Source organism: Pseudomonas sp. 2822-15 (genome assembly GCF_002742515.1).
GTDB lineage: Bacteria > Pseudomonadota > Gammaproteobacteria > Pseudomonadales > Pseudomonadaceae > Aquipseudomonas > Aquipseudomonas salomonii.
The window spans coordinates 33491-57473 of record NZ_LJRY01000209.1 but is presented as its reverse complement, the minus strand read 5'-3'; the positions used below and the strand labels follow the sequence as shown (position 1 = coordinate 57473).

23 protein-coding genes are annotated in these 23983 nt (G+C 59.0%); 15 read left to right on the top strand and 8 right to left on the bottom strand.

Annotation, left to right across the window (positions count from 1 at the left end; all coding sequences use genetic code 11):
- Nucleotides 1-63: 63 nt before the first annotated feature.
- Nucleotides 64-279: a hypothetical protein gene (locus tag AOA59_RS22460; protein WP_065929963.1), complete on the bottom strand. Its 216-nt coding sequence runs from the start codon at nt 277-279 to the stop codon at nt 64-66.
- 177 nt (nt 280-456) lie between these two features.
- Between AOA59_RS22460 and AOA59_RS22455 the strand changes: the two genes are divergently transcribed.
- The 9 genes from AOA59_RS22455 to AOA59_RS22415 all read left to right on the top strand — a co-directional run bounded on the left by AOA59_RS22455 (nt 457) and on the right by AOA59_RS22415 (nt 9032).
- Nucleotides 457-813 (top strand): metalloregulator ArsR/SmtB family transcription factor, encoded by a 357-nt coding sequence (locus AOA59_RS22455; protein WP_065929962.1) that lies wholly within the window; start codon nt 457-459, stop codon nt 811-813.
- 19 nt (nt 814-832) lie between these two features.
- Nucleotides 833-2116 carry an arsenic transporter gene (locus AOA59_RS22450; RefSeq protein ID WP_069787469.1) on the top strand — a complete coding sequence of 428 codons (1284 nt, stop codon included), beginning with the start codon at nt 833-835 and terminating at the stop codon, nt 2114-2116.
- A 13-nt stretch (nt 2117-2129) separates the two neighbouring features.
- The gene (locus AOA59_RS22445) at nt 2130-2600 is read left to right on the top strand and encodes an arsenate reductase ArsC (RefSeq protein WP_099489115.1); all 471 of its coding nucleotides are present in this window, start codon (nt 2130-2132) and stop codon (nt 2598-2600) included.
- A gap of 123 nt (nt 2601-2723) precedes the next feature.
- Nucleotides 2724-3518, top strand: a complete 795-nt coding sequence (locus AOA59_RS22440) for an AraC family transcriptional regulator (protein WP_099489114.1) — start codon at nt 2724-2726, stop codon at nt 3516-3518.
- Between the two features lie 72 nt (nt 3519-3590).
- The gene (locus AOA59_RS22435) at nt 3591-4202 is read left to right on the top strand and encodes a LysE family transporter (RefSeq protein ID WP_099489113.1); all 612 of its coding nucleotides are present in this window, start codon (nt 3591-3593) and stop codon (nt 4200-4202) included.
- 318 nt (nt 4203-4520) lie between these two features.
- A complete protein-coding gene (locus AOA59_RS22430; protein WP_099489112.1) occupies nt 4521-4829 on the top strand; it encodes a hypothetical protein in 309 nt (102 codons plus the stop codon).
- Nucleotides 4830-5064: 235 nt separating this feature from the next.
- Nucleotides 5065-7779 (top strand): magnesium-translocating P-type ATPase, encoded by a 2715-nt coding sequence (gene mgtA, locus AOA59_RS22425; RefSeq protein ID WP_065929956.1) that lies wholly within the window; start codon nt 5065-5067, stop codon nt 7777-7779.
- 65 nt (nt 7780-7844) lie between these two features.
- Nucleotides 7845-8192, top strand: a complete 348-nt coding sequence (locus AOA59_RS22420) for a DUF2493 domain-containing protein (protein WP_065929955.1) — start codon at nt 7845-7847, stop codon at nt 8190-8192.
- Between the two features lie 18 nt (nt 8193-8210).
- Complete coding sequence (locus AOA59_RS22415) at nt 8211-9032, top strand: hypothetical protein (RefSeq protein WP_099489111.1); 822 nt, start codon at nt 8211-8213, stop codon at nt 9030-9032.
- On the opposite strand, the gene AOA59_RS22410 is transcribed toward AOA59_RS22415, so the two are convergent.
- Nucleotides 9029-9721: a tellurite resistance TerB family protein gene (locus AOA59_RS22410; protein WP_065929953.1), complete on the bottom strand. Its 693-nt coding sequence runs from the start codon at nt 9719-9721 to the stop codon at nt 9029-9031. The two genes, AOA59_RS22415 and AOA59_RS22410, sit on opposite strands and share 4 nt — an antisense overlap.
- Nucleotides 9722-9843: 122 nt before the next feature.
- Between AOA59_RS22410 and AOA59_RS22405 the strand changes: the two genes are divergently transcribed.
- A complete protein-coding gene (locus AOA59_RS22405) occupies nt 9844-10371 on the top strand; it encodes a DinB family protein (RefSeq protein WP_099489110.1) in 528 nt (175 codons plus the stop codon).
- A 2-nt stretch (nt 10372-10373) separates the two neighbouring features.
- On the opposite strand, the gene AOA59_RS22400 is transcribed toward AOA59_RS22405, so the two are convergent.
- On the bottom strand, nt 10374-10832 hold the full coding sequence (locus AOA59_RS22400) for a GFA family protein (protein WP_099489109.1): 459 nt from the start codon (nt 10830-10832) through the stop codon (nt 10374-10376).
- Between the two features lie 184 nt (nt 10833-11016).
- On the opposite strand from AOA59_RS22400, the gene AOA59_RS22395 reads away from it, so the two are divergent.
- A complete protein-coding gene (locus AOA59_RS22395; protein WP_065929950.1) occupies nt 11017-11298 on the top strand; it encodes a hypothetical protein in 282 nt (93 codons plus the stop codon).
- A gap of 65 nt (nt 11299-11363) precedes the next feature.
- Here AOA59_RS22395 and AOA59_RS22390 read toward each other — a convergent pair whose 3' ends face one another.
- The 4 genes from AOA59_RS22390 to AOA59_RS22375 form a co-directional block, all read right to left on the bottom strand.
- A complete protein-coding gene (locus AOA59_RS22390) occupies nt 11364-12599 on the bottom strand; it encodes a cytochrome c (RefSeq protein WP_099489108.1) in 1236 nt (411 codons plus the stop codon).
- A 2-nt stretch (nt 12600-12601) separates the two neighbouring features.
- Nucleotides 12602-13141, bottom strand: coding sequence for a (2Fe-2S)-binding protein (locus AOA59_RS22385; RefSeq protein ID WP_056860105.1), 540 nt, complete (start codon nt 13139-13141; stop codon nt 12602-12604).
- On the bottom strand, nt 13134-15965 hold the full coding sequence (locus tag AOA59_RS22380; RefSeq protein ID WP_099489107.1) for a xanthine dehydrogenase family protein molybdopterin-binding subunit: 2832 nt from the start codon (nt 15963-15965) through the stop codon (nt 13134-13136). The genes AOA59_RS22385 and AOA59_RS22380 overlap by 8 nt, the downstream gene beginning before the upstream one ends.
- Before the next feature lie 520 nt (nt 15966-16485).
- Entirely contained in the window at nt 16486-17436 is a 951-nt protein-coding gene (locus AOA59_RS22375) for a LysR substrate-binding domain-containing protein (RefSeq protein WP_083221741.1), read from the bottom strand.
- A gap of 189 nt (nt 17437-17625) precedes the next feature.
- Between AOA59_RS22375 and AOA59_RS22370 the strand changes: the two genes are divergently transcribed.
- The 4 genes from AOA59_RS22370 (at nt 17626) to AOA59_RS22355 (ending at nt 21948) form a co-directional block, all read left to right on the top strand.
- Nucleotides 17626-18516, top strand: a complete 891-nt coding sequence (locus tag AOA59_RS22370) for a TauD/TfdA family dioxygenase (RefSeq protein WP_065929946.1) — start codon at nt 17626-17628, stop codon at nt 18514-18516.
- Nucleotides 18513-19118 carry a LysE family translocator gene (locus AOA59_RS22365; RefSeq protein WP_069787461.1) on the top strand — a complete coding sequence of 202 codons (606 nt, stop codon included), beginning with the start codon at nt 18513-18515 and terminating at the stop codon, nt 19116-19118. The genes AOA59_RS22370 and AOA59_RS22365 overlap by 4 nt, the downstream gene beginning before the upstream one ends.
- A gap of 224 nt (nt 19119-19342) precedes the next feature.
- Nucleotides 19343-20179: a helix-turn-helix transcriptional regulator gene (locus AOA59_RS22360; RefSeq protein ID WP_099489106.1), complete on the top strand. Its 837-nt coding sequence runs from the start codon at nt 19343-19345 to the stop codon at nt 20177-20179.
- A 428-nt stretch (nt 20180-20607) separates the two neighbouring features.
- Nucleotides 20608-21948, top strand: coding sequence for a diaminobutyrate--2-oxoglutarate transaminase family protein (locus tag AOA59_RS22355; protein WP_099489105.1), 1341 nt, complete (start codon nt 20608-20610; stop codon nt 21946-21948).
- Between the two features lie 75 nt (nt 21949-22023).
- On the opposite strand, the gene AOA59_RS22350 is transcribed toward AOA59_RS22355, so the two are convergent.
- Nucleotides 22024-23982, bottom strand: coding sequence for a MacB family efflux pump subunit (locus tag AOA59_RS22350; protein ID WP_065929942.1), 1959 nt, complete (start codon nt 23980-23982; stop codon nt 22024-22026).
- Nucleotide 23983: the final 1 nt, after the last annotated feature.

Below are 23983 nucleotides of genomic sequence, written 5' to 3'. Positions count from 1 at the left end.
TCGACAAACAGTCGACAAGCATGCCAGCGTTTAAAGCAGGTTGTCTTGAACGATCTTGCGCACTCAGGCGAGCTTGACCGACACCTGCTCCACCGATTCACGCGCCTCACGCAGTTCATGGGCGTCCTGATTGAGCCGGTGAATGGTATTGAGCAGGCGTTGGCGCAGCACTTCATCGCCGAGTTTTTCGACGGCGCGCATCAGGTCAAACGCCGCAGTTTCGTTATTGTCCGCGACGGAATCGAGGGTCTTGCGCAGGTTGCGAGTGGCACGGGTCACGCGGGTTCATCCTTCATCAGCAATGGGCAGGCACTTTAGGACATTCGTGTTTCATTTTAATTTCAGTCACTTGTGGCGGATTGAAGGGCGTTTGATCCACATCAATCGAAATCAGGATTTGACCTACATATATGGATATTCGTATATTCGTATAACCATATATGAAAGACCTTGATCATGTCGGATCCCCTCTCCCCGCCCACTCTGTTCAAATGCCTGGCCGACGCCACCCGCGCCCGCCTGACGTTATTGATCCTGCGCGAAGGCGAACTTTGCGTGTGCGAACTGATCCATGCTCTGGACGACAGCCAGCCAAAGATCTCCCGTCACCTGGCGCAACTGCGCAGTGGCGGGTTGCTGCTGGATCGTCGTCAGGGCCAATGGATCTACTACCGCATCAACCCGGCACTGCCCGCATGGGTCACTCAAGTGCTGGACACCACCTTGCAAGCCAACCAGCCCTGGTTGCACCACGACGCGCAGCGTCTTGCTGCCATGGGCGACCGACCACAACGGGCCAGCACCTGCTGCTGAGCCATCGGAGCGTTAATTCATGCTTGTCGCAATTGGCATTTTTATCTTCACCATCGTCCTGGTCATCTGGCAGCCCAAGGGCCTGGGGGTCGGCTGGAGTGCAAGCATGGGCGCCATTCTGGCCCTGGCCTGCGGGGTCATCAGCCTGGCGGATATCCCCGTGGTGTGGCACATCATCTGGAACGCCACCGGCACCTTTGTTGCGCTGATTGTCATCAGCCTGTTGCTCGACGAGGCCGGCTTCTTTGCCTGGACCGCCCTGCATGTGGCGCGTTGGGGCCGTGGGCGTGGCCGGCGGCTGTTTGCCTATATGGTGCTGCTGGGCGCGCTGGTTTCGGCGCTGTTTGCCAACGACGGCGCCGCGTTGATCCTTACGCCCATCGTCATGTCGATGCTGCTGGCCTTGCGCTTTTCTCCGGCAGCGACCCTGGCGTTTGTGATGGGCGCGGGGTTTATCGCCGATACCGCGAGCCTGCCGCTGGTGGTGTCGAACCTGGTGAATATCGTCTCGGCGGATTACTTCAAGATCGGCTTCAACGAATACGCGGCAGTGATGGTGCCGGTGAACTTCGTCAGTGTCGCCGCCACCCTTGCGGTCCTGCTGTGGTTCTTTCGCCGGGATATTCCCCAGGCCTACGACCCGGCCGACCTCGAAGACCCCGCCAGCGCCATCCATGATCGTGCGACCTTTCGTGCCGGCTGGTGGGTGTTGGGCATCTTGCTGGTGGGCTGTTTCGCGTTAGAGCCGCTGGGCATTCCCATCAGTGCGATTTCCGCGGTGTGCGCTGTGTTGCTGCTGGTGATCGCCGCCAAGGGCCACAAGATCTCTACGCGCAAAGTGTTGAAAGAAGCGCCGTGGCAGATCGTGATTTTTTCCCTGGGCATGTACCTGGTGGTCTACGGCCTGCGCAACGCCGGCCTGACCACCTACCTCGCCACCTGGCTCGACACCTTTGCCACCTACGGCGTATGGGGCGCGGCCATGGGCACCGGCGTGCTGACGGCGCTGTTGTCGTCGGCGATGAACAACCTGCCGACGGTGCTGATCGGCGCGCTGTCGATCGAGTCCAGCCATGCCGTGGGCGTGGTCAAGGACGCGATGATCTACGCCAACGTGATCGGCAGCGACCTGGGCCCCAAGATCACCCCGATCGGCAGCCTGGCCACCTTGTTGTGGCTGCATATCCTGGCGCGCAAAGGCATCACCATCACCTGGGGTTACTACTTCAAGGTCGGCATCGTGCTGACCTTGCCGGTGCTGCTGATCACCCTCGCCGCCCTCGCCTTGCGCCTGAGTCTCTGAAGGAGATACCACAATGAAAGTCCTGTTCATGTGTACCGCCAACAGCTGCCGCAGCATCTTGTCCGAGGCGATGTTCAACCACCTGGCGCCGCCAGGTTTTGAGGCGATCAGCTCCGGCAGCTTCCCCAAAGGCCAGGTGCTGCCGCGCAGCCTGAGCACGTTGCAGGCCGCGGGCATCAGCACCGAAGGTCTGTACAGCAAGGGCAATGAGGCCTTTGAGGGCAGCCCGCCGGATGTGGTGATTACCGTGTGCGACAAAGCTGCGGGCGAAGCGTGCCCGGTATATTTCGGGCCGGCGGTGAAGGCGCATTGGGGGTTGGAAGACCCGTCCGACATTGACGGTAACGAGGCAAGTATCGACGCGGCCTTCAACACCACATTGGACATCATCGCCAGGCGCTGCAGGGCGTTTTTCGCTCTGCACTTCGCCAGCCTCAGCCCTGCCGAGCTGAAGACCGAACTCGACCACATCGCGCAGTTGTAACTGGAGAAGCGGATGACCAGGTTGCCAAATCCGAGCACAACCCTGACGCAGCGTGTCAGCCAACGGTCGATTTGAGCGGCCCTGTCAGCGTATGCTCATGCTGAACGCCTTTGGAGCTGACGCATGAGCGCCATATATCACGCCTGGCTGGGCAATTACGAAGTCAGCAGCACCGCTTGCACCGGCCTGACCTTTGCCCGCCATAGCCATGATGAATGCGTGATCGGTGTAAACCTGGTCGGTGAGGAAAAGGTCTGGCTCGACCGCCGCGAATTCGAAGCCGGGCCGGGCAGCATTACGCTGTACAACCCCGGTCAGATTCAGGGCGGCGGCGCGGCACAAGGCGCGCCCTGGCAGTTTGTCAGCCTGTATGCCACAGCCAACCAATTGGCGGCTGACCTTGGGTTGGCGCAGTTAGAGTTCGATCGTTCGTTGTGCTTTCAGCCTGATCTGGCGCAGCGCCTGGCAGTGGCGGTGAAAGGCGCCTTGAGTACCGACGCATTGGTCCGCGATCTCAATGAGGAAGCCTTGGTGTTGCTACTGGGTGAGGTGGTCGGCGTCAGTGGTGTGCGTGTACCTGGCAGCACAGCAACGGGCAAAAGCATGATCAGCCGCGCCCAGGAATTGCTGGCTGCGCACTTGCATCAAGTGTTGCCCCTGGACCACCTCGGCGATGAGCTAGGATTGTCCAAATTTCACCTGCTGCGCGCCTTCCAGAAGGAAACCGGGCTCAGCCCGCGACAATGGGCGATGCAACTGCGCACCCGCCGCGCCAAAGGCTTGTTGCGCAATGGCATAGCGGCCAGCGAGGTCGCCCATGACCTGGGCTTTGCTGACCAAAGCCACCTCAACCGGCATTTTCGCGCCGCTTATGGCATCACGCCCGGCCGCTATCAAAGTGTGTTGTTTAAACGCTGAAGCGCAATCTGGTTCAAGACACCCGGCCCACCTGCCGCCACACTGCCCGCCCTCTCTTGAAGGAACACGGGCATGTTGACGATCTTCTTTTACGCGCTGGTATTCGGTTTTGTGTTTTGTCTGTCTCCCGGCGCCGTGCTGGCAGAGACGCTGCGCCGGGGCCTGCTGCACGGTTTCACCCCGGCCTTGCTGGTGCAGATCGGCTCGCTGGTAGGCGATGCGGTGTGGGCGGTGATCGGCCTTACCGGCATCGCCTTGCTGATCCAGCATGACGCGGTGCGTGTGCCGCTAACGGTGGTCTGCGCGCTGTACCTGGCCTGGCTGGGAATGCGCAGCTTGATCGATGCCTGGCACTTGCCCGAGTCGAGCAGCGCGCCCGCCAGCTCCAGGCAAAATGCGCTGGTGGTAGGCGCGGCGATTTCCCTGGCCAATCCGAAAAACATTGTCTATTGGGGCGCGCTGGGCAGCGCCTTGTCCGGCATCGTCGGCACCACGCCCAGCCCTGGGCAAACGCTGATATTTTTTGCGGGCTTTATGCTGGCAGCGGTGTTGTCGTGCTTTCTGATTGCAGCGTTGGTCAACCTGCTGCGCAAGAACGCCTCACCGTTATGGCAACGCATCAGTTATGGCGCCTGTGGTGGGGTATTGATCTATCTGGCAGTTCTGGCTGCACAAGGGATATGAAGTTATATATCGCACAACTTGTCGAGGCAGCTTATCTGAATGAACTCTGAACACCGACGCATTTAATCAACCATGCGTTGACATTTTGTAACCAGCTGAGTAGATTGCCCCTGCCCACAACTGGGGCCTTTTTTAAACCTCACAAAAGAAGCCAATGGACACAGTATCTAGTCGCTGTCCGAGCACCGCTCACGCGGGCATCGGGCGCCAAACCCAGAATATGACAGGACTCGCCTTCCAGGTCCGGTAAGCTGCGCTAGAGCTTGATGCTCCACCGTAACTGCCTCACCGGTCGCCCGTCCGGTCCCGAGGTGTGTTATGACCTTTCAATTGATTGTTTTGCCTGACATTCGCACGCTGGCCGCAGCCCTGCGCGCCAAGCTGTGCCGCGAGCCTGTAGGTTTTTCACCTACGCGCTCAACCTTTGCTGCGCCCTCTCCCCTAGCCAGTAAAGATCAGCTGCGCCCAGCTCCCCCGCTGGCGCATTGGCGTATCTGCCCTGCCAGCGGCCAGTTGCTGCAGCACTGGGACCACGCCGACCCTCAAGACCCGCAGAGACCCCAGGTTTCCACCCTGGCTCAAGCCAGCCTGTTGCTCGAGTTTTACCTGAGCACTCGCGCCGCTTAAACCAGCTGGAAACAGCAACTTCCCAATCAATAGTCTGGAGTTCGTTATGAACACATCCAGTAGTAGCCCGCTGCGCGCCAGTTAACTAACGCGCACTAAGCGGGCACTGTAGAAGTTATCTGAACACCCTATTTAAACCGATCGCGAAGTCCGCGGCTCGGCATGCTTTCGCTCGCCTGTATTCAGGTAAGTACCGGGTATGTTTTGTCGAGAATTGGCGACAGGAGTACAGACAATGAGCGCCGTAAAAAACACGCCTCTGCACAAGAAAAATGGCACTGCAACCGACACCAAGCTGTCGATGCGTGCCGCCCGTGAAGCCCAGAACGGCCTGTCGGCCACCCTCGCCAATGTGCGTGCCACCCAGGACGGCCTGACCGAACTGGACGCCTCGGCACGCCTGCAACGCGAAGGCTACAACGAAGTGGCCCACGACAAGCCGCCTCATGCCATCGTCCAGTTCCTGCAGGCACTGAATAACCCGTTCATCTATGTACTGCTGACCCTGGCCGGGATCAGCTTTGTTACTGACTACTGGTTGCCATTGCAGGCCGGTGAAGAAGTGGATTTGACCAAGGTCATCATCATCATGACCATGGTCCTGCTCAGCAGCCTGCTGCGTTTCTGGCAGGAGCACCGCTCGGCCAAATCCGCCGAAGCCCTCAAAGCCATGGTGCGCACCACGGCAACGGTACTGCGCCGCGAGCAAGTCGGCAGCCAGCCGATCCTGCGCGAAGTGCCGATGCGCGACCTTGTGGCCGGTGACATCGTGCAGCTGTCTGCCGGCGACATGATCCCGGCCGACATCCGCTTGATCGAGTCCCGCGACCTGTTTATCAGCCAGGCCGTGCTGACCGGCGAAGCCTTGCCGGTGGAGAAGTACGACACCCTCGGCGATGTCACGCAAAAATCCGCCTCTACGCTGGCGGCCGACCAAGGCAACCTGCTGGACCTGCCGAACATCTGCTTTATGGGCACCAACGTGGTCAGCGGCCGCGCCAAGGCCGTGGTGGTCGCCACCGGGCCGCGCACTTACTTTGGCTCCCTGGCCAAGGCGATTGTCGGCTCCCGTGTGCAAACCGCCTTCGACCGTGGCGTGAACAGCGTCAGCTGGCTGCTGATCCGCTTCATGCTGGTGATGGTGCCGATCGTGTTTTTCCTCAACGGCTTCTCCAAAGGCGACTGGGGCGATGCGTTCCTGTTCGCCCTGGCGGTTGCCGTGGGCCTGACCCCGGAAATGCTGCCGATGATCGTCAGCGCCAACCTGGCCAAAGGCGCAACGGCCATGGCCAAGCGCAAAGTGGTGGTCAAACGCCTCAATGCGATCCAGAACTTCGGCTCGATGGACGTACTGTGCACCGACAAAACCGGCACGCTGACCCAGGACAAGATCATCCTTGAGCATCACGTCAACGCCTTCGGCCAACGGGATGACGCGGTGCTGTCCCTGGCCTGGCTCAACAGCTTCCACCAGAGCGGCATGAAAAACCTGATGGACCAGGCCGTGGTGCAGTTCTCGGAGCAGAACCCCAAGTTCCAGTTGCCGCTGGCCTACAGCAAGGTCGATGAACTGCCATTTGATTTCGTGCGCCGTCGCCTGTCGATTGTGGTGCGCGACACGGCCGGCGACCAATTGCTGGTGTGCAAGGGCGCCGTGGAAGAGATGTTGAGCATCTCCACGCACATGCTCGAAGGTGGCACCGCCGTGCCGCTGGATGATCAACGCCGCGAAGAACTGTTGGCATTGGCCAACGACTACAACGAGGACGGTTTCCGCGTCCTGGTGGTCGCGACGCGCAATATCCCTAAATCCATGGCGCGCCAGCAGTACACCACCGCCGATGAGCGCAACCTGGTGATCCAGGGCTTCCTGACCTTCCTTGACCCACCGAAGGAAACCGCAGGCCCGGCGATTGCCGCGCTGCAACAAATCGGCGTGGCCGTGAAGGTGTTGACCGGCGATAACGCCGTGGTCACCAGCAAGATCTGCCGCCAGGTCGGCCTGGAACCCGGCCAGCCGCTGCTGGGCGTGGAAATCGAAGCGATGGACGATGCCACCCTGCTGCGCCGCGTGGAAGAACGTACGGTGTTTGCCAAGCTCACGCCACTGCAGAAGTCCCGCGTACTTAAAGCCCTGCAAGCCAACGGCCACACCGTGGGCTTTCTCGGCGACGGCATCAACGATGCCCCGGCGCTGCGTGATGCCGATGTGGGTATCTCGGTGGACAGTGGCACCGATATTGCCAAGGAGTCGGCCGACATCATCCTGCTGGAAAAGAGCCTGATGGTGCTGGAAGAAGGCGTGCTCAAGGGCCGCGAAACCTTCGGCAACATCATGAAGTACCTGAACATGACCGCCAGCTCCAACTTCGGCAACGTGTTCTCGGTGCTGGTGGCCAGTGCGTTCATCCCGTTCATGCCGATGCTGGCCATTCACCTGCTGCTGCAAAACCTGATGTACGACATCTCCCAGCTGGCCTTGCCGTGGGACAAGATGGACAAGGAATACCTGGCCAAACCGCGCAAGTGGGATGCCAAAAACATCGGCCGCTTCATGATCTGGATCGGGCCGACCTCGTCGATCTTCGACATCACCACCTTTGCGCTGATGTGGTACGTGTTCAGCGCCAATAGCGTGGAAATGCAGACGCTGTTCCAGTCCGGCTGGTTTATCGAAGGGCTGCTCTCGCAAACCCTGGTGGTGCACATGTTGCGCACTCGCAAGATCCCGTTCTTCCAGAGCACGGCCGCCTGGCCGGTGTTAATGATGACCGCCATCGTCATCGGGCTGGGGATCTACGTACCGTTCTCGCCGCTGGGCACCCTGGTGGGCCTGGAGCCCCTGCCGCTGGCGTACTTCCCATGGCTGGTCGGCACCCTGCTCGCCTACTGCTGCGTGGCACAACTGATGAAAACGATCTACATCCGCCGCTTCAAGCAGTGGTACTGATCACCCCCGCCGTTTAAACGGTGGCGGTCGCCCGGCCGCCACCGTGCATCACAAGGACCCTGACTATGCGCGTGCTTATCTGTGCAGGTCGTCATTACGCTGACACCAAAAAGTCCCGCCAAGTGCTGGACGCCTACCACCGCCTGCGCCCCGTGCAGGTGTTGATTCACGGCGGCAACCAGTTCCTCGGCAGCGACATCGAGGAATGGGCGCGGGAAATGCGCATCGACGTGGTGCGCTACCCGCCCAATTGGCAACGCCACGGCAAGCAGGCGGAACGCCAGCGCAACCATTTCATGCTCGCCGACAGCCGCCCCGACGTGATCATCGCCCTGCCGGGTGGTGACGACACCTTGGAGCTGGTGTGCCAGGCCAAAGCCAGCGGCATTTCGGTGCTGACCGTAGAAAGCTGAATTCAAGCGAGGTGCATCATGCACAAAAAACACAGCCCACAGCGCCCGGACGGGTTCGCCAAATACCGCGAACGTCACTACCGGGGCGCTCGCCATACCCTGTTGCTGCTGCCACCGGCCAAGCGCCGCGCGCTGCAACGTAACCTGATTTTTGTCGGTACCACACTCGGCCTTATCTTACTGATCGCGCTGTTTTCCAAAGCCCAGGCGGCCGGCGGTTCCTATGTGGTCGACGACGGCGGGATCAACGATCCGGGTGAGTGCAGCGTCGACGCCTGGTACACCGCCAACCGCCATCAAGGCAACATTCATAACCAGACGCTTAACCCGGCGTGCACCTTCAGCGCACTGCCTGCCGTGGAGTGGAGCGCGGCACTGTCGCGCGCCAGCAATGCCGGCGAAGCCGAGACGCAAATCAGTCCGCAGGTGAAGGCCCAAGTGTGGTCGCAGGAGGCGTTGGGTCTGCAAATCGCGATGTCTGCCACCAGCCACTTTGCCCTGGACCGCCAGCATGCGTTCGACGGCGCGGACTTTAATGTGCCATTGACCTGGCAACCGGTGCAGGCATTACGCCTGAGCCTCAATGGCGGCTGGACCCATGCCTACAACGGCGGCGAGCAAAACCACCGCCTCACCTGGGGCACCGGTTTTGAGTACCAGTTGGCAGACGCGCTGACGCTGATCGGTGAACGCTATGGTCAGGAAGGTGGTGACCAGGCGTGGCAGGCCGGGCCGCGCTTCCATGTGGGCAAGCGGGTGGATGTGGATGTCGTGGTTGGCCAGAGCCTTACCGGTGATCACAACCAATGGTTGACCACTGGCGCAACCGTACGGTTTTAAGCTTTGGCCTGTTGCTCCAGGTGCAGTTGCAGGTTCGCGTCGATCTGCAACTGCGCGGCCAGTTCGTCCAGGTAGCTGCGCTCTGCATCCTGCTGATCGTCGACCAGCATCACGCTGGCCAGGTAGATCTCGGACGCCAAGCCTGGATCAGCGGCATATTCGGCAAAATCTGCGGCATTCAGCGGCTTGGCGACTTCGTCGTTGAGCCACTGCTTCAACTGCGGCTCATCGGTATGGCGGCCTATCTCGGTTGAGATCATTTGCTTCTCGTTGTCATCTATCCTGCCATCGGCTTTGGCTGCCGCAATCAAAGCACGTAACACCGCATGGCTATGGGCTTCAGCTGCCTGCCCGTCAAGCTGGTCAACCGTCTGAATCGCTTGCTGCGGTGCGCTGGCCTGCTGGCGTTGCCAGGCCTGATACGCCTGGAACGCGGCCATCCCCAAGGAGGCCAATGCCGCATAGTTCATGCCGCCGGAACGCGTTTGGGGAGTGCCACCGGCCGGCGCACCGCCCAACAATCCGCCCAGGCCACCTAATAAACCGCCCAGCCCACCACTTGCCGAAGCGTTGCCGCTGCCGGAACGGTTCAGCAAGCCGCCCAGCAAACCACCCAGGCCACCGCCCGAGGCCCCGCCGCCTTGCTGGCTGGCACGCAGCAGCTGTTCAAGTAAATTGCCGGTATTCATGGTGTCACTCTCCCGCAGCACAGTATTGGCGTTTATCAACCATAGCTTGCCGCCGCAGGAACACCAAGACCGCCGGGCGGGCACGCTTTATGATGGCCTCACCACGTTGAAGGAGAAACCACGTGAACCGTCTTGAGCACATTCTATTGATGGCTGACTACAACCAGTGGATGAACCGCAAGGTGTATGCCGCCGCCAGCCAGCTTAGCGACGCAGAACTGACCACGGACCGGCAGGCGTTCTTCGGCTCGATCCTCGGCACACTCAATCACCTGACGCTGGGGGACACGGTGTGGCTCAAGCGATTTGCCGAGCATCCGGCAGGCTTTGCCCAACTGGCGCCATTAACGTCGATTGCCACGCCTTCTGACTTGAAGCAACTGGCCTTCGCCAACCTGCGCGAGCTGGCGGCCCGCCGCGCCTGGCTGGACCAACTGATCATCGACTGGGGCAACAGCCTGTGCGAACCCGATCTGGACCAGCGTCTGCAGTACCACAACATGCGCGGCGTGGCGAACCACAAGCCGTTCTTTGCACTGCTGATGCATTTTTTCAACCACCAGACCCACCACCGGGGCCAGGCAACCACATTGCTGACCCAGGCGGGCGTGGACGTCGGTGATACCGACTTGCTGGCCCTGATTGATTGAACTCAGCGGGCACTGAAGGTGGCGTAAGCCTGCATCAAGCGCGGGAAGTCCTGCGGCTCGGGCAATTGCGCAAAGCTTTCGACCGCCGGCGTCGCAGCCCACGGCAGTTTTTCACTGGTCCAGGTTTCCATGAACGGCACGTAGTCGCGGACATTATCCAGCAAGGTGGCGCGCACATTGACGAACTCATCGATGCCATGGGGGCGCGTAAACAGCCAGCTCATGCAGTGCGGGCAGCAATAATGGCGGTCCACGCCGTGCAAGCCGCCGATCACCGGGCAACCCTGGATCACGGTGAAACCCGCGGCCGGAATCAACGCGCTAAGGGAAAACGCGCTGGCGGTCATTTTCTGGCAGCCGCTGCAATGGCACGCCATAGTGATTACCGGCGGCAAACTCACGCTGAAACGCACCCGGTTACAACGGCAACTGCCTTCCAGCGGCAAGGTTTCGACGCTCATCACTCACTCCTTTTTATGATTGTTGGCGCCACAGGGTAGCGTGAACCGCCCCTGGAATAAAACCGAACGCCGCGCCGCCGACGAGGTCACAACCCTGAGGGCTCGGGGTTGTTTGCCCCCGCCCTGCCCACGCGTCGCCGCTGCTGAATGGCCGCGCGTACCCCCATAAGAAGGAGACGCTTACATGGTCACTCACTTCAAGGTCGCCGGGCATCTGGCTTGCGGCCATCACGGCACCAACCTCACGTCCAGCACGGAGCTGAACCGGGTCAAATGCCGCACCTGCCGCAATACCGACGCCTACAAAGAAGCGCGCCGCACCCAGCGCAACGCTGCCCGCCGCTCCGCGCGCAAGACCAAAACCCATACTGTCGTTGACTGGCGCAGTGCCTGGACGCAACGCCTCACCGATTTGCCTGGGCTGCAACGCCTGCCACGAGGTTTCAGCGGGCAGCCATTTGTCTGAGCTGTTCAAGTTCTGAAAAGAGATTCCCCTGGTTCCCGTCGGGATCCTGCAGCAGATGCCGGATGTCAGTGCGCCGTGTGCTCGGTTGGCGGTGCATCCGCCTGCAGCTTCTGCACGTCGCTGACCGCCAGCTCACCCGACTGGCCGCCCCAACCCTGGCGCAGGTAGTTGAGCAGGTCGGTCAGCTGTTGGTGATTGAGCTTGTCGGCAAAGCCCGGCATCGGTTGCATGCGCTCGAACCCGGTGAATTGCTGCTCGCCGATGCCGTCCTCGATCACCCGCAGCAGGTTGCGCGGATCTTCCAGGCGCAACGTGGTGTTGCCACGCATGGCCACCGCGATGTGCGGCTTGCCCTCGCCGTTCGGCGCGTGGCAACCGGCGCACACGTTCAGGTAATCCTGGCGGCCGCGTTGGGCGCTTGGGCTCAGGGCGTCCAGCGACGTCTCGCTCAGCACCTTGGCCTGCGGCGGTTGATCGCCCAGCAGGAAGGTCGCCATGGCGGCCAGGTCCGGATCGTTCAGGCCCTGGGTGCTGTTGTGGAACACCGGGAACATCTCGTTGAACATCGTGCCCTGGGCACTCATGCCGTGCTTGAGGAACGTGCTCAGGTCCTGATGATTCCAGCCGCGAGCGGCCAGGTCAGTGGCCAACAGGCTGGGTGCCAGGTAGCCGTTGAGCACGCCGCCGGTCAGGCGTTTATCCTGCTGCATCGCGCCGGGCAAGCCCCGTGGTGTATGGCATTCGCCGCAGTGGCCGAGCACTTCGACCATGTATTGGCCACGCTGGAACGCTGCACTTTTGCCTTCGGTCGGCGCAAGTTTCACGTCCTTGCCGTAGAGCATGTTCCAGCCCATCAGGCCCAGACGCACGTTGAACGGAAAGCTCAGGCGGGTAATCGGCGCCGCACGCTCGATGGGCTCAATGGTTTTCAGGTACGCATGGATTGCGTCCGAATCAGCACGGGGCATCAGGTGATACGAGGTGTACGGCATCGCCGGATACAGATTCGCGCCATCCCGGCGTTTGCCTTCGGTGAGCGCAGCGAAGAATTCGTCATCGGTGTACAGGCCAATGCCGTGCTCTTTGCTCGGGGTGATATTGGTGCCATAGATCGTGCCGAACGGCGAAACGATCGGCAGACCGCCCGCAAACGGCGCGCCACCCGGTGCGGTGTGGCAGGCCATGCAGTCAGCGGCGCGGGCAAGATATTCGCCGCGCTTCACCTGATCGTCCGCGTGCACCAACAACACCGGCGCGGCCAGGCCAACCGCCAGCGCAAAGCGGGAAAGTAGTTGCTTCATGCTTAACCCTCCTTGACCAGACCGAGATCGGTCAGCACGTTGCGGGTCGCGTTGTAGTAACGCACGTAGCCGGTGCAGCGGCAGATGTGGTGACCGAGGCTGTCCTCAATGACTTTTTCCAGCTGGCTTTTGACGATCGGCTGACGTTGCAGCTTCTCCACCAGCACGGTTGCGGCATTGACGAAACCCGGTGCGCAGTAGCTGCACTGGAAGGCGAATTCATCGACGAAGCGCTGCTGGATCGGGTTCAGCTCAGTGACGTTGCCCTGCTCGTCGCGGGTTGCGTGGCCTTCGATGGTGCGGACTTTTTTGCCTTCGAAATAGTGTGCCCCCGTGATGCAGGTGCGCACTTCTTCGCTGGTGCCGTCCGGGTTGTCGACGATCACCACGCAGGCGTGGCAAATGCCCTGGCCGCAGCCGAGCCGCGAGCCGGTGAGGTTTTTGTATTCGTGCAGGTAGTCAATCATCGGCAGGTCATCAGGGATGTCCACCGGGCCGACGGATTGACCATTGAGGGTCAGTTGAAACGGACGGTTAGCCATTGAGGGCCTCCTTGATGCGCGCAGAAGTGATTGGCAGGTCGCGGATACGTTTGCCGATGGCGTGGGCCACGGCGTTACCGATGGCGCCGACGATCGGGATCATCACCACTTCGGCGATGCCCTTGGACGGGTCGCTCGGCGACAGCGGCGGCAGGATTTCGGCCGTTTGGTTCCACACCGCAACGTGTCGAGCCATCGGTAGACGGTAACGGTTGAAATTCCAGTCACCCTCCCCCGGCCCGCCTTCGTACAGCGGCATCTCTTCCATCAACGCGTGGCCAATGCCCATGGCGATCCCGCCTTCGAGCTGCCCCTTGACCAGTTCCTCCACCAGCACCCGACCGCACTCGACCCACGAGTGATGGTTGAGCACTTGCACTTCAGCGGAGCCCTTGTTCACTTTCAATTCCACCAGCGTCGCGACCGGGCTGTAGTAAGTCACCGCCGCGTTGTTCAACTGAGTGTCCGGGTAGTGGACATTCTGGCGATCCAGCAGGTGGAAGCCGTTGCTGGTCATCTGGGCTTTCTTCGCGTTTGGCGCACCGTCGCCGTACTTCACGGCCAGACCGTCGAGCGGCAGGCGTTCACGCACGCCATCGATGCTGTAATCGGCCTCGGCCCAGCTCCAACGGTTGAAGCCGTGCACAGTGGCGCCGGTCACCAGGCCTTTTTCGTGGGCGTGTTTGGCCAATTGCTCAAAGCTCAGCGGCTGCATGCCATTGGCGGTGAGTTTGCCGTCAACCCAATGCGCGTCTTCGCGGCGCACCACGTACGGGTTGGCCTGGCCGCCGTAAGGGCCCTGGCCCCAAATCTGCAACGCCGCCGGCCACAGGCCGTGGTTGAACAGCACCCGGGAGGCTTCACGGGTGGCGTGGCTGAAGTAATACGCCGAGTTGGTCGCCGACGAGGCCGACGCCAGTTTGCCGACCCAACGCGGGTTACGCAGAAAACCATCCTGCTCGGCCTGGCTCATGACGTAAGGGTTGCCGCCCGTGATCAGTTGCAACTCTTGCCATTCGGTTTCGCCGGTCTTCACTTGCGTGGCCGGGATGCCGATGAAATCCGCCACCACCAGGGCCTGCGAGGTGGACATGCCGGTGCCGATTTCAATGCCGATATGGCGCAACGTCACGTGGCCTTCGGCGGTGAATTCGATGCTGGCCATGGGTGCCTCGGAACCGGTGCCGAAGTCTTTTTGGCAGATGGCAAAACCCACGCCATACCAGTTATCCGGGTCAGCGGCCTCGCGGGTCTTTTTGATCTGGTCGCGGTTTTTCCAGACGTCGTGGGCAGCCGCTTTGTCGAGAATCTCGTGTAAGCGCAACGCCCCCGCCGGCACCGCGCCCTGGGTGTTTTTCATGCCCGACAGCAAGGCGTTTTTCTTGCGCAGGTCGATGGCGTCGATGCCCAGACGTCCGGCGATTTCGTCGACCATCATCTCGGTCGAGGCCATACTTTGCAGGGTGCCGTAACCGCGCATCGAACCCGCCTCAACCGCGCGGGAATGGTAGGCCGTGACCTGCAAATCGTTCTGCGGCATGTAGTAGATCGACTGCGCTGCCGTGGCGCCAACCGCTGCCACCGAAGGGCTGTAGTTGATCCGCCCGCCGCCGTCGACGTTCATCTCGGCACGAAAGATCTGGAAACTGTGATCGTTTTTATCCACCGCTAATTGGTAACGGATGTCGAACGGATGACGCTTGATGCCGCTCTGGAACTGCTCATAGCGGTCGTTGGCCAGGCGCACCGGCACACTGGCACCGTACAACGCGGCCAGGGCTGCGTAGTAGACAAATATGTTGTGGTCCTTGGAACCGTAACCGACGGTGTAACCCGGGTGCATGTTCAGATCCGCCAGGCCGAAGCGCGATGGCGCGATCATCTTCGCGGTTTCGGTGGCGGCTTCCAGCGGGCACTGGGTCGCGACCACAAAGTGCAACGTCTTGGTGGCTGGATCGTACCAGCCGTTACCGTTGTCCGGCTCCATCGCCGCCGGTTCAATCGACGGGGTTTTGTAGCGCTCGTCGAACACCAGCCAGTTGTCTGGCGGCGCGTCGATTTGCTGCTGCATCCGGTCGGCGTAAAACAGCCCGCGCTCGGTCAGGTTGCCGTGCAGGTCCGGCTGGGAATTCCACACCGGGCGACGGTTTTTCAGCATCGGGAACAGGATCGAATCCTTGAGGCTGGCGAATTCATCTTCGTCCGCCGAGGTCGCACCGCCGACGCGCACGTAGCGGAAGCTGCCGTACGGATCACGTTCGTAGTACGGCACCTGGGCGCCGTAACGGATGGCTTTATCATTGAATTTGAGTTTGGCCTTGGCCTGACGGAAACGCTCGAAGTCGTTCCAGATCAGGATCGCCACAGGGTGACCGATAAACATCGGCACCTTGCCTTCCGGCAGCAGCGGATCCGGCGCGTGCTCTTCCGGGAAGACGATGCCGTCCTTGTCCAGGTCGGCGGCGGTGACAATGCGGTCAGGTTGCAACTCGGCGCCGAGCCACGACAGGTCGTAGCCGGCGTAGATGCGATCGGCCTTGGTTGTCTTCAGCAACATGGCGTGGCCCTGCTGCTGCGGCCAGCCCGGCATGTCCTTGGCGCGGATGTCGCGGGCAAACACCTTGCTCCCGCAGACCTTGGACAAGGCGTCGTTACGCGAGCGTGCCTTGCCGTTGTTGCCGAGCCATTGCTCGGACGGCACGGTCACGCTGTTTTCCATCAAGGCCGCCAGCGCCTGGGTGCTGAGCGGTGTAAGCGTCACGCTCACACCCGCCACCAGCCCGCCCTGAAGGAACGAGCGCCGGGAGATATCACGGTTGGACATGGATCATCCTCTGGGCGGTTATGGGTCCGCCCTTTTAGTTATGTACTGGGGAATCGATCCTTGCAGGAGCGCTTTCGCTGGAAGCAAAAGGCTGGAGCTGACAGTGCAAAGCTGACCGAAAGGTTAACTTTATAGGTTTCTGCGCCTGCCGCAAACAATCTGTTACAAAAACCGAACAAAAAGGGCTCGCATGAAAAATCATGCAAGCCGTTGATATTTACGGTGCCGAACCCGGAATCGAACGATGGATTTTCTTATTGAAAATTAAGGATATTTCTCGGGCAGATATTATCTCTACCTCTAAAGGTACCCTGAGCTCATAAACATCCTCCGTATCGTCAGCGTTTATTCACGACTTGATTCGTTGCGAGCAGCAGCGGGCGGCGAGGTAGACGCGATCCTTGCGGCGTTGGTTGAGGGCGAGGCCAGCGACAAACCTCACGCGTTTACCCCTGGAGCAGTCTGACAACGGATGCTGAGCGCCCATGGCTGAGTTGGGACGATACTGTTTGCGCTGCGTTCAACTTAGGAACTCCAACCCTCGTTCGTCAATAACAGGCAAAGTGTCAAGTAAATAACGTTTGAAGTTCTCTAATGCAGGGTTGCCATTACTGCGTGCGGGCCAGACTAGGTAATAGCTGTCGCCCGTACTGACAGCCTTGTTATAGGGTAATACCAGAGACCCTTTGGCCAGTTCGTCACCTACCAGCGCCAAGTCACCGATAGACACTCCGCGCCCCTGAATAGCTGCGGAGATACCCAATTCCAAGGTGTCGAAAATCTTGCCGGTATGCCAGGAAACCTTGGACGTCAAGCCCACGCGCTCCAGCCAGCGATGCCAATCACGACGGTCCCGGGACGGATGGATCAACTCGGCGGCAAACACGTCTTCACCGCTTAAATTGCGCTGCTCCAGCAAAGCCGGCGAGCAGACCGGTATCAGCCACTCGTCAAAAAGCTTTATAAAACCAAGCTCGTTGGAGAAACAGCCATTGCCCAACAGTACCGCACAATCGAACGGCTCTACATCGAAGTTGACGTAGTCAACATCCATCCACTCACTGGACAATTGCGCCTGCTCTGTAACGTCCACCGTATTGAACTCGTCAAGCACATGCAGCAACCAGCGCATTGTCAAGGTGGAAGGCGCCTTGACCCTCAAGGATTTTTCCTTACGGGTGATTGTGGTGCAGGCGTGTTCGATCAGACGAAAGCCGATTCTCAGTTCTTGAGCCAACAAACGACCCGCCTGAGTGAGGGTTATTTTTGGTCCTTTGCGCTCGAATAACGCGCAGCCAAAATGCTCCTCCAGGGCCTTGACATGCCGGCTCACGGCACTTTGGGTGATGAAAAGGTTGTCGGCCGCCTGAGTGAAAGAACTGAAGCGAGCGGCCAGCTCGAAGGCACGCAATGCGTAGAGCGGTGGCAGTCGGCGCACCGTTTGATCAAGAGCATCATGACTCATACTCATCCTTACCTGTCCTTTTTTTCTGCTTTTAAATACAGGGCGTTTGCAAAATAATACCCGTACAAATAAGCGACATAACCTATAAAAAAATCGAGCGCACCTAGACCGGATTAACGTGTTTTATCTGCCTATGGCATATCACTAGCCTCTGCAGCCTCAACGTCATTGAAAAAACACAGCAGACAACTTACCATGCCCGAATTCAATCAACTCCTGCTCTCCAGCATCCAACTAGCAAGTCTTGACCAAGCCATTGAATCAGAGATATTAAATTTTCGTTTATTTGGCAACAAAAACGGATTTCTGCATTTAAAAAACTTGCCGACCGGTACCATCCCTTCGACACCCGTTGATCGCGCCAGTCTAAACAAAGTCTGCACGATCAGTGAACAAGTTATCTTGAAAGCGACAGCCATACTGGGTGATCCGATTGGTTATATCCAAGAATCCAACGGCGATATAATCAATAATTTTTTTCCCCATAAAATCCATTCTATGAGTGCCAGCTCGGACAGTTACGATTGTGAGCTGGAGTTGCATACCGAAAACGCGTTTCACGCTGTCTCGCCGGATTATCTGGTGTTGTTTTGCCTGCGCCAAGCGCCCGACGCCGACGCCGCGACCTTCATCAGCTCCATCGATAACATCCGCGACATCGTCACACCGGCAGACCTTAACTATTTTCATGGGGAAAACTACAACTTCCTCTCGGACTACTGTACGACAGAAAAAAACTGCCGTATCGATATAAACCAAAAACAAACCGTTCTATACGGCGACCCTGAATCGCCCTTTTTTCGTTTCGACCCTCAGTTCATGGTCGCAAGCAGCAAGCACGCGCAACTCAAACTTGAGGGTTTACGCAAGGCCGCCTGGGAAGTCGCCCGCCCGGTGCACCTCAATGCCGGCGACCTGTTGATCATCGACAACCGCAAAACCGCCCACGCCCGCAGCGCGTTCTCAGCCCGTCTGGATGGCAACGATCGTTGGATTCAACGCACCTTCGCGGTGGCCGGCTATCGCTACTACGCGCAACGTCTGGGCAAAAGCAACCGCATATTGGACCTGGTCACCTCTCTATGAGCATATTGCACCTAACCTTTGCCGTAGCGGTATTTTTCCTCATCGCCTCTCCTGGTCCCGTGGTGGCTCTGGTCATTTCCGACGCCAGGCAGGCCTGGCCCACCGCCACGATCACTGGCGGTGTGCTGTCCGCCCAACTTCTGCTGCTGATCACCCTGACGCTTATCTACACCGCAATGGACGTCAGCCCGGTGCTGCTCAATTGGGGCCAACTTGTCGGCGGACTGTATTTGGCCTGGCTTGGGGTTTCCAGCCTCCGTGCCAGCGCCGATGGAATCGCCCCGGTGCAAAACAGCCGCCGTCACTTTTTCTGGCGCGCCCTGAAAGTGGGCCTGTCCAACCCCAAAGACATACTATTTTTCCTTGCCTTCCTGCCAGGTTTCATTGAACACGATGGCGACTTCATTAAACAGGGGCTGCTGCTTGCACTGATCTGGGGTGTGATCGACGTCTCTATTTTGCTGATCTATGGCGCTATTTCACGCCGATTGCTGTCCTTCGCGGCCGCCCAGAAAGTCATGACCAAGGCCCCCAGTGTATTTCTGCTGGGTATAGGCCTGCTGTCCGGAATCCTAGGCGCACAACGGCTTATGGAGGGATGAAAATACGCGCAAGAGGACGGAAATCGGCCAAATAATATCAGAAGGCCATTATTCGTAATCATGCTAGGGCAGCATTTAAAAACATGCAATAACACTTTGGATTTTCTTACCCTGCCGATCCGCAAAGCCTGCTCTCTAACGCTCAATGTTGCGGTGCCTGACGTCGACCTCCCTGATCCAACCGCTGCGACAATCCTCAACGTGAAACATGACAGTGAAATGAAATGATTAACTCCCAAACCCTGTTCCCTCTTATCGGTAAGGTCATCACCAGTGCGGGCAGCCGAAAATTTACGCGGCTTTTGCACGATCTGGTACTCACCAAGTTGCACGTGGATGCTACGTACATTACGCAATTACGCGTAAAAGACGCCGACGCGTCACGTGCAGAGCCCAATACGATCAGCTACGAGATACGAGGCCCCGCATGTATGGCCTCACCGATTGGATCCAATAAACAAACAACGGAGGTCTTGACGAGTGAGCTGCTGATGAGTGAATGCTCCCCTGTTCACCACATGACCGACTGTTCATCGGTGGTTAACGTCGGGATTGAACAGGCCTTAACAACTATTCCCTTCAGCTCCCAGCTGCATCTGAAATCACTCAAAAACGAGTATTGTTATATAATTTCGTTATATCGCACGCACGCCGATAGCTTCTCAACGCAAGAACAAATAACGCTCAAGGATTTCTCATCATTGCTGCTACCCCTGGTAGAGAAACACATCAACGCGATTAATTCACAAGCGGTACTCGACAAAAATATCGCCGCTGAAAATTTTGTCCCCAACAACGCAAACATTGACTCCCTGCGCCAGCGTTTTGAAAATCGTCTAATGCAATCGGGCCTGAAGCTGTCCAATCGTGAGAAGGAAATTTGCATCGGCCTTTTAGCGGGACACACCGCTCCTGAGTTGGCTGACGCGCTGGTACTGAAAGTCAACACAGTGGAAAGCTACCTCAAACGTGCTGTTATCAAAATGGGTATTCGTGGGCGGCATTCGCTGATTCGTTGGATGCATGCCAATCCAGGCGCTGCTAAGGTTGCAAGTTGGTAAAGGCAGTGCCATTACTGCCTGATAGCAACGCCTTTTTACTCATTTTCCGACGCAGGCGGCGATATAAACGTCGTTCTTCTGCGCGACCTTGCATGCACAACTTTCTCGTGTAGACCTTGTTCCCAGTTCGCTGCCACCCATGCCATGTCCATGACATGGATTTCAGGGGCATCCTGCGCCTAAGCCGATAGCGATCACTGTCTGCTTCCTTCAAACTGGCTACGGCCATCAATTACCTTGGTAGCGCTCATTTCAGAAGCAACACGGCTAACTTTCGGCTGATTTTATTTTCACTGCCGACAGTAATACGGTCATATAACCGCCCCCGTTTGCTTTCTTGAAGAGTTTGTCGTTATTCACGACCCGCCGTTTCTTGTTTCATCAACTATCCAGCGCTGCGCACTGACGCAGCCGATGAGTGCATGATTATGGAAGAGCTAAGTTATCTGAAGAAAGTTGAATCGAATGCTCGCACCTACGCCGCCACTTTCCAACGCCTGTTTGTCAGCGGAAATGGCGTGTGGGTCAAGGATGCACAAGGCAGGGAATACCTCGACTGCCTGGCTAACGCCGGCACCCTGGCCCTGGGCCACAACCCACCTGCCGTCAAGGAAGCTGTACTGGACTTTCTGAGCACCGACCAACTGCAACAAGCCCCGGACCTCGCCACACCCGCCAAGCATGCGTTTGTGCAAGAGCTGTTTTCTCAGTTGCCGGCCGCGATGCGCGCCTCCAGCAAGATTCTGTTTTGCGGCCCCAGCGGCTCGGACGCGGTGGAAGCCGCCATCAAGCTGGCGCGTCATTACACCAAACGCTCAGCGCTGATGGCCTTTCACGGTGGCTACCACGGCATGACCGCGGGTGCGCTGTCGGCCATGGGAAATCTGAACCCCAAAGGCATTCCCAGTGTCACCGCGCAAAACACCCACTTCCTCCCCTACCCTTACCGCTTTCGCTGCCCGTTCGGCACCGACGGTGAGCAGACGGACCAACTGTCGATCGAGTACATCCGCACCGTGCTCTCGGACCCGGAAGGCGGCGTCACCCTTCCCGCCGCTGTGCTCGTTGAAGTGGTGCAGGGTGAAGGCGGTTGCATCCCCGCCTCGGCCGAATGGCTGCGTGGATTGCGTGAGATCACCCAGCAATTGGGCATCGTGCTGATCATCGACGAAGTGCAGACTGGCCTGGGCCGTACCGGCAGCACCTTTGCCATCGAACATGCCGGTATCGTCCCCGACATCCTGGTCCTGTCCAAAGCGATCGGCGGCGGCTACCCGCTGTCGGTGATAGTTTACGCCGAGCACCTCGACACCTGGGGTCCGGGCATGCATGCCGGCACGTTCCGCGGTAATCAGATCGCGATGGTCGCCGGGCGCGCGACCATGCGCCACATCCACCAGGCCGGCTTGGTGGAGCACGCAGCTGCACGAGGTGCACAACTGCTCGCAGGCCTGAAAGAAATCGCCCAGCGGCATGACCCGATCGCCGATGTACGTGGCCGTGGACTGATGATTGGCGTTGAAGTCACCAAGCCGGGCGTGCACAAGCGTGCGGGCCTCGGTGACGGCACACTGGCACGGGCGATCAAACTCAATTGCTTCGACAATGGCCTGATCATCGAAACCGGTGGGCGCCACGGTTCGGTCCTGCGTTTTCTACCGGCCCTGACCATTACCGAAGCCCAGGTGGGCAGCGTGCTCGACCGTTTTGAGGACGCGATCAAAAACGCCAGCGCACATCGTTTGCATGTCGTCGGCCAGTCGAACTGACATAGGCGTCCAGTCCTGAAACAGGCACCAAAAAAGCCCGCCACCGGTCAAGGTGAGCGGGCTTTTTTACCAGCCTCAGTCCCGTGCGAGGGCTTCGATCGGATCCAACCGCGCCGCATTACGGGCTGGTACAAATCCGAAAATGATGCCAATCAGGCTTGAACACACGAATGCGGTGACAATCGATTCCAGGGAAAACACCATCTGCCATTCCTTGATGACCAGGGAAAAGACAAAGCCGATGCCAAACGATAACGAGATACCAATCACCCCACCGATCAGACACACCATGACCGCTTCCACCAGGAACTGCTGGCGGATGTCCGATTGACGCGCGCCCACGGCCATTCGAATGCCGATTTCCCGTGTGCGCTCGGTTACCGACACCAGCATGATATTCATCACGCCAATGCCCCCCACCACCAAGGAAATCAACGCAATCAACGACAGCAGCAAGGCCAGCGACTGGCTGGTCTTTTGTACCGTTTGCATGATGCTGTCGAGGTTGTAGGTAAAGAAATCCTTGGTGCCGTGGCGCTGCTCCATCAGCTTGGTCACGTTTTCTTCCACCACCTTGCTCGGCTGGCCGTCCTTGATCCGCACCGTGATGCTGTCCAGGTAACGCTGGCCCAACAGGCGGCCAGCGGCGGTCTCGTACGGCACCCAGACATTCAGTGCCTTGCTGGTGTTGAAGATGTTTTTATTGTCCGCCGCCACGCCAATCACCGTGCACGGCAGGTTTCCCACCAAGATGATTTGGCCAAGTGCCTCGACATTCGGCCCAAACAGCCGGTTGCGGGTGTTGTGGTCGATCACCACCACCTGAGCCTGGCGCGTATCGTCGTCCTGACTGAAGGTGATGCCTTCGGCGATCTTGATCCCACGGACCTGGAACGAGCTGGCACTCACGCCGTTGACCGTGGCATCCACGTCGATATTGCCAAAGCGCAGCAACAGATTGCGCCCGGCATTTGGCGTGGCGCTGTCGATGTAATGCAACTGGCTGAGGGCCGTGACATCGGATAACACCAGGGTCTCGATGGCTGAGGCATGGCTGTCGCCAAAGTCGGTGCCTGGGTAGATATCGATGGTATTGCTGCCGATCGCCTGGATGTCACTCAGTACATAGCGCTTGGCGCCTTCACCGATGGCCACGATCGACACCACCGAGGTGATGCCGATCACGATGCCGAGCATGGTCAGCAGCGTGCGCATGCGGTGAGAAATCAGCGCCACCCAGGCCATCACAAACGCTTCCTTGAACAACCCAAGGCTCGCCACCAGACGCCGCCCCGGCTTGGCCCGAACCTTGGTATTGGCCGATTCGGCCAGTTCGACCCCGGGCCGTTCATTGAGCCGGTCACTGACAATCTCACCGTCGCGCATCTCGATAATGCGCTCGGCGTGTGCAGCGACCTTGGCGTCGTGGGTCACGATGATCACCGTGTGCCCTGCCGCGTGCAGTTCCAACAGGATGTTCATCACCTCCTTGCCGCTGGCGGTGTCGAGTGCGCCGGTCGGTTCATCGGCCAGAATGACCTCGCCGCCATTCATCAGGGCCCGCGCGATACTCACCCGTTGCTGTTGCCCGCCGGACAACTGGCTGGGGCGGTTGACCAAGTGGCCGGCCAGGCCGAGTCGCGCCAGCAGTTCCTTGGCACGGCTGTGGCGCTGCCCTTCCGGTACGCCGGAATAAATCGCCGGCATCTCGACGTTATGCATCGCGCTCAAGTGCGGTAGCAAATGGTAGCGCTGAAAGATAAACCCGAAGTGATCACGGCGCAGCTCGGCCAGTTCCTGGTCCGCCAGGTCGCGGGTTTCGCGACCGCTGATGGTGTAGCTACCATCGGTGGCGTAATCCAGACAGCCAAGGATATTCATCAGCGTCGACTTGCCTGAGCCTGAGGCCCCCGTGATCGCCACCATTTCCCCGGCGTTGATGGTCAGGTTGACATCCTTGAGGGCCATGAACGCCTTCTCACCCGCCACGAAGCTGCGGCTGATGCCTTTGAGCTCCAACAATGCTTGGGTCATT